The 5,554-nt window shown below is 29.2% G+C and carries 8 protein-coding genes; 5 read left to right on the forward strand and 3 right to left on the reverse strand.

Features of this window, described 5'->3' with window-relative positions:
* Both FGQ49_RS09960 and FGQ49_RS09965 read left to right on the forward strand, forming a co-directional pair.
* Positions 1 to 317: GNAT family N-acetyltransferase (locus tag FGQ49_RS09960; RefSeq protein ID WP_138269719.1), on the forward strand; the 317-nt coding region annotated here is incomplete at its 5' end.
* Between the two features lie 10 nt (positions 318 to 327).
* Positions 328 to 1,149 (forward strand): EFR1 family ferrodoxin, encoded by an 822-nt coding sequence (locus FGQ49_RS09965; protein WP_138269720.1) that lies wholly within the window; start codon positions 328 to 330, stop codon positions 1,147 to 1,149.
* A 24-nt stretch (positions 1,150 to 1,173) separates the two neighbouring features.
* Here the strand turns inward: FGQ49_RS09965 and trmD are convergent, their stop codons facing one another.
* Together trmD and rimM are read right to left on the reverse strand one after the other, a co-directional pair.
* Positions 1,174 to 1,842, reverse strand: coding sequence for a tRNA (guanosine(37)-N1)-methyltransferase TrmD (trmD, locus tag FGQ49_RS09970; RefSeq protein ID WP_138269721.1), 669 nt, complete (start codon positions 1,840 to 1,842; stop codon positions 1,174 to 1,176).
* Between the two features lie 9 nt (positions 1,843 to 1,851).
* The gene (gene rimM / locus FGQ49_RS09975; RefSeq protein WP_138269722.1) at positions 1,852 to 2,340 is read right to left on the reverse strand and encodes a ribosome maturation factor RimM; all 489 of its coding nucleotides are present in this window, start codon (positions 2,338 to 2,340) and stop codon (positions 1,852 to 1,854) included.
* A gap of 132 nt (positions 2,341 to 2,472) precedes the next feature.
* Here rimM and FGQ49_RS09980 point away from each other — a divergent pair, with 132 nt between their 5' ends.
* On the forward strand, positions 2,473 to 3,588 hold the full coding sequence (locus FGQ49_RS09980) for an aminopeptidase (RefSeq protein WP_195323114.1): 1,116 nt from the start codon (positions 2,473 to 2,475) through the stop codon (positions 3,586 to 3,588).
* Positions 3,589 to 3,613: 25 nt separating this feature from the next.
* Positions 3,614 to 4,057, forward strand: a complete 444-nt coding sequence (locus FGQ49_RS09985; RefSeq protein ID WP_138269724.1) for a hypothetical protein — start codon at positions 3,614 to 3,616, stop codon at positions 4,055 to 4,057.
* A gap of 43 nt (positions 4,058 to 4,100) precedes the next feature.
* Here FGQ49_RS09985 and FGQ49_RS09990 read toward each other — a convergent pair whose 3' ends face one another.
* Entirely contained in the window at positions 4,101 to 4,775 is a 675-nt protein-coding gene (locus FGQ49_RS09990) for a hypothetical protein (protein WP_138269725.1), read from the reverse strand.
* A gap of 98 nt (positions 4,776 to 4,873) precedes the next feature.
* On the opposite strand from FGQ49_RS09990, the gene FGQ49_RS09995 reads away from it, so the two are divergent.
* The coding region (locus FGQ49_RS09995; protein WP_171020685.1) for a UvrD-helicase domain-containing protein at positions 4,874 to 5,554 on the forward strand (681 nt) is incomplete at its 3' end.

Here is a 5,554-nt window from a genome sequence, read left to right on the forward strand (position 1 = left end):
ATATTATAGGTCAAATATGTATAAAAAGAATATCCGGCAAAATATTTGAAATAAAAAATATTTCCATTTTACCTGAGTATCAAAACAAAGGATACGGAGCAAAGCTAATTAAATTTATTTTTGAAATGTATAAGAAAAAAGCAAGTGTAATGATTGTAGGAACAGGAGAAACAAAAAAATCACTTAAATTTTATCAAAGCCTTGGATTTAAACCTGTTAAAAGAATAAAAGATTACTTTTTAAATAATTACGACCATGAAATACACGAAGATAACATAAAACTAAAAGATATGATTTATCTAAAAAAAATCCTATAAGGAGAAAGCCATGAAAATAAATAAAATAACAGCTATGTACTTTAGTGCAACTGATACAACAAAGAAAATATGTGAATATATTGTAGATAAATTAAGTAAAAATTTAGAAATAGAAACCAATATAATAAACTTTGCAAACAAAAATGAAAGAGAAAAAAATTTTGAATTTGATAGTGATGAACTTCTTATTTTTGGAATACCTACTTATGCAGGAAGAATTCCAAACATACTGCTTCCATTTATAACAAACAACATTAAAGGGAACAATGCTTTATGCGTTCCGATAGTTTTATTTGGAAATAGAAATTATGATGATTCATTAATTGAACTTAGAAACATTTTGGAATTTAACAACCTTCATTCTATTGCAGCCGGAGCATTTGTAGGAGAACATTCTTTTTCATATACTCTTGCAAAAGGAAGACCGGACAGTGAAGATTTTAAAGAAGTAGATAAATTATGTGATTTAATTTTAAAAAGAATAGAAAAAGAAAAAATAACTGATATTTCACCTGTAAATGTAAAAGGAGAAAACCCTATACGTACATATTACAAACCAAGAGACAGAAAAGGAAATTTTATAGATATAAGAAAAGTACTTCCAAAAGTAAATCATAAATGTGATAATTGTAAGTTATGCGTAGAAGTCTGCCCTATGGGTTCAATAGATAAAGACAACGTAGCAAAGTATAATAATATATGCATAAAATGCGGTGCATGTATAAAAAAATGCCCTATGGGTGCAAGATATTATGATGATGAAGGATATTTATATCATAAAAGCGAACTTGAAGAAATGTATCAAAGAAGAGCAGAAAACGAAATATTTTAAAAGCTGTGGAAATCCACAGCTTTTTTAAAGCAAGTCTTCTCTTCTTTTCTTTGTCTCTTTCAGTGCTTCTTCATTCATATATTCTTCTATTTTTTTATGATGTCCGCTAAGTAAAACAGGTGGAACTTTAAGCCCCATAAACTCTTCTGGTCTTGTATACTGACTTGCCTCAAGCATTCCATTTTCAAAACTCTCGTTTTTATAACTTTCACTGTTTCCAAGAACTCCGTCAACATATCGGCTTACTGTATCCATAAATACCATTGCCGCAATATGCCCTCCTGTTAAAATATAATCCCCTATACATATTTCTTCGTCTACACAAAGGTCTATGGCTCTCTGATCGATTCCTTCATAGTGACCACATAAAAGTATAACTTCATCAAGTTTTGCATATTCTTTCGCAAGAGCACTGTTAAAAACTTTTCCTCTTGGAGAAAAATATATAACGGGAACATTTCTTTGTTTTTTTATGTCCGTTACACAGTCATAAACAGGTTCTGCTTTCATAAGCATTCCTGCTCCTCCCCCGTAAATTTCATCATCTACTCTTCTGTGTTTATCCTTTGAATAATCTCTTATATTTATCGCATTTATTTCAAGTTTGTTGTTTTTTATCCCTCTTCCTATAATGCCCACATCTTTATATGCTTCTATCATCTCAGGATAAAGCGTAAGTACATTATAAATCATGTGTTCTCCCTAATAAACTAAATTTTTCTTATTTATTTTAATATGTTCATCTTCAACTATTTCAAGTATATTTTCTTCCAAAGCAGGTAACATTTGTTCCTTTCCGTCTATTTTAAATACATATATATCAACTGCGGCAGGAGTTAAAACATCAACCATTACTCCTATTTCTTCCCCGTTTTCATCAAGAACTTTAAGCCCTTTTAAATCTTCAATAAAATATTCACCTTCATCTAAATCTACACTGTCTTCTCTTAATACTTCTATAAAATTATTTTTTAACTTTTCAGCAATATTTCTATCGTCGATTTCTTTAAGCTTTAAAATAATATGATTTTTGTTTATTCTTGCAGATACCGCATTATATTCTTTTCCTTTTATAAAACATCTTTTAAGCTCTTTAAATCTATTCATATCATCAGTTAAAGGAAGAACTTTTAACTCTCCTTTTATACCGTGTACATTAAAAATCTTTCCAATTACAATATTTTCTTTCATAATTATCCATTCCTTGTATTTTTTGTATTATTATATTTTATCAAAAATAAAATTTCTTTTCCATATCTATAATAAATATTAATAAAATATGGTAAAATATTATATAACAATATTGCATATGGAGGCATAACAATTATGGACAAAAGAATAGAACAATTAGCACATAATTTAGTCACTTTTTCAACCAACGTTCAAAAAGGTGAAAAAGTTTTAATAAATGCAGGCGGAATAGAAGATACAAGAGATCTTGTAAAAGCACTTGTAAGGGAAGTTTACAAAGCAGGAGGTTTCCCTTATCTTAAACTTACTGACTCAAGTGTAAACAGAGAAATATTAATGGGAGTAAGCAAAGAACAGTTAGAATTCCAAAATGATTATGAATTATATCAAATGAAAGGAATGGATGCTTATATAGGCGTAGGCTGCAGCGCAAACGCAAGTGAATTAAGCGATGTTCCAAGTGAAAATATTTCTCTTCAATCATCTGTATTAAGACCTGTTTTAAGAGAAAGAGTAGACAACTCAAAATGGGTTATTTTAAGATATCCAAACAATTCAATGGCTCAAAGTGCAAAAATGAGCAAAGAAGCTTTTGAAGATTATTTCTTTGATGTTTGCTGTCTTGATTATTCTAAAATGGCAAAAGCAGTAGAACCATTAAAAGAACTTATGGAAAAAACAGATAAAGTAAGAATAGTAGGACCAGGAACAGATCTTACATTCTCAATAAAAGGAATGCCTGCTGTTCCATGCTGTGGAAATATGAATATTCCTGACGGAGAAATTTATACAGCACCTATAAAAGACAGCGTAAACGGTACTATTTCTTATAACACAAAAAGCGACCATTTAGGTTTTATATATGATAATATTAAACTAACATTTAAAGACGGAAAAATTATTGAAGCAACTTCAAACAATAACGAAAGAATCAATCAAGTTCTTGATATTGACGAAGGAGCAAGATATGTAGGTGAATTTGCTATTGGAATTAACCCATATATAAGCGAACCAATGCTTGATACATTATTCGATGAAAAAATATCAGGAAGTATTCACTTCACACCAGGATGTTGTTATGAAGATGCCGATAACGGAAACAAATCGTCACTTCACTGGGACCTTGTTTTAATCCAAACAGAAGAAAAAGGTGGCGGAGAAATTTATTTTGACGATGTACTAATCAGAAAAAACGGTTTATTTATACCGGAAGAATTACAAGGACTAAACCCTGAAAATCTAAAATAACCTTATTAATTAGGGGGAAATTATTATGAAAAAAATTTTAACAGCAATTTTATCAATATTAATTTTAATAGGAATATGCGGCTGTGGCTTTACGCAACAGCAAGATGTAGACATGACTAAATACAGCTCAAACATCGAAAAATCCGATAGAATTGATGTAATGAAAAATGAGGAAAGGTTAGATTTAATTTCGGGACACAATAATATTGAAGATTTTATAACAAGTCTAAAAATAGAAGAATGGAGAATGAAAGATTTACCTAAAGACTCAAAGGTAGATTTAGAATTTATTTTATATTCAACAAAGAATCAAGATGAAGAAGAAAGTGCGGATTATGAATTTGAAGAAAAAGGCCGTATCTTAACTTATGAAGATTCAAGATATTTAACATTCGAAATTAATAAAATACAGTTCAATTTTAAAGTTCCAAAAGAAGTTATTGAGTACTTAAATACATTTAAAAACTAAAAAAGACGAGATAAAATCTCGTCTTTTTTATGTTGGATAAAAATTAGTCGTCGCATCCGCAACTATTGCATGAACCACTTGTTGGGAAAAAGTCCCCAAATGCTGAAATATCTTCATTAAGAAAAGTTTCACAGAAGTTTGGAGCACATTCTTCTTCTCTGCATTCGTCAGGAAGTTCACAGTAACCAAATGTTGGAACTTTAAGACTTACTTTAGATATTGCATTAACTACAATAACAAAACCAAGAGTCATTGAAATTTGATTACCACAAGTTTTATTTACACAATTTGCTTCAACAAAACATTCACTTACTGGAGAGAATCTTCCTTGTCTTACGAATTTTCTGTTTAAATCAAATATTGTGCTTACAGGTATTCTAATTTTATTATCGGATTGAACGGTATTTCCGCACATTGGTTTTGCAGGTACCGTAATAGTACAGCAATCGCATTTTCTTCTAAGTACTGCATAAATAGGGATAGCAACAACGCATTTTAATCTTGCATGACATTCATCCATTTCTGTGAAGAATGGTTCGCATTCATAATGCTCTATTTCAGAAGCACCAAACTGAGCATAAAGGAATGTATAATCAGATAAATCACCATTTAATTCAAGTTCAAAAGGCATATTTTGCATACATTCTTTTTTTGAACATCCGTCATACACCTTATCAACAATTAGACATTCCACACCTCTTGTATTTCTTTCTTCCACTTTTTATTCCTCCTAAATTTATGTTCTTATTTGTTTTACACTTTATAATATGAAGATTATCATTTTGTGTTACTTGTAAACGTGATATAATAAATTTTATGATGGGAAATATTAATTTAGTAACACAAATTGAAAATAAAAAACTTGATGAAGAACAAATAGAGTGCGTAAATTCCAAAGAAAGAAATATACTTGCAATTGCGGGAGCAGGATGCGGAAAAACTACAACAATTCTTGCAAGAATAAAATATTTGATTCAGGAAGAAAAAATTCCGCCTGAGCAAATACTCGTACTGAGTTTTACAAATTCTTCAACTGATGAACTTATTGATAGAATTTCAAAAATAACAAAAGAAAAAATAAATGTATGTACTTTCCATAAACTTGGTAAAGATATTATAGATAATGTACACAGTGGCGATATAAGTATATATAAAGATACAATTGCAAAATTCGTAAACGAATATATAGATATAAAATTAAAGACAAACGAATATTTTGCAATGTATGATTTTATAATCAACTATTATCAGGAATATATAAGCTTTTTACAGTTTGAAAATAAAAAAGACGAGCAGAACTATCTTTTTAATAAAGGAATTATAAGTCTTGATAATGAATATAAGATGACATATGAAGAAAATGTCATTGCAAATTATCTATATTTAAACAACATCGAATATGAATATTTTAATACGAATATATACGGAAACGAATTTAAAAAATTATGCTCAGGTTTTTATCTTACGAAATATGATAAATTTATATTTAATATAAAT

Source organism: Anaerofustis stercorihominis, from assembly GCF_005844425.1.
Classification (GTDB): Bacteria; Bacillota; Clostridia; order Eubacteriales; family Anaerofustaceae; genus Anaerofustis; species Anaerofustis butyriciformans.

Excerpts from the sequence above, each read along its gene's own strand:
- FGQ49_RS09965 (WP_138269720.1), top strand. The coding sequence starts at position 328 with ATGAAAATAAATAAAATAACAGCTATGTACTTTAGTGCAACTGATACA.
- trmD (WP_138269721.1), bottom strand. The coding sequence starts at position 1,842 with ATGATTTATAATGTACTTACGCTTTATCCTGAGATGATAGAAGCATAT.
- rimM (WP_138269722.1), bottom strand. The coding sequence starts at position 2,340 with ATGAAAGAAAATATTGTAATTGGAAAGATTTTTAATGTACACGGTATA.
- FGQ49_RS09985 (WP_138269724.1), top strand. The coding sequence starts at position 3,614 with ATGAAAAAAATTTTAACAGCAATTTTATCAATATTAATTTTAATAGGA.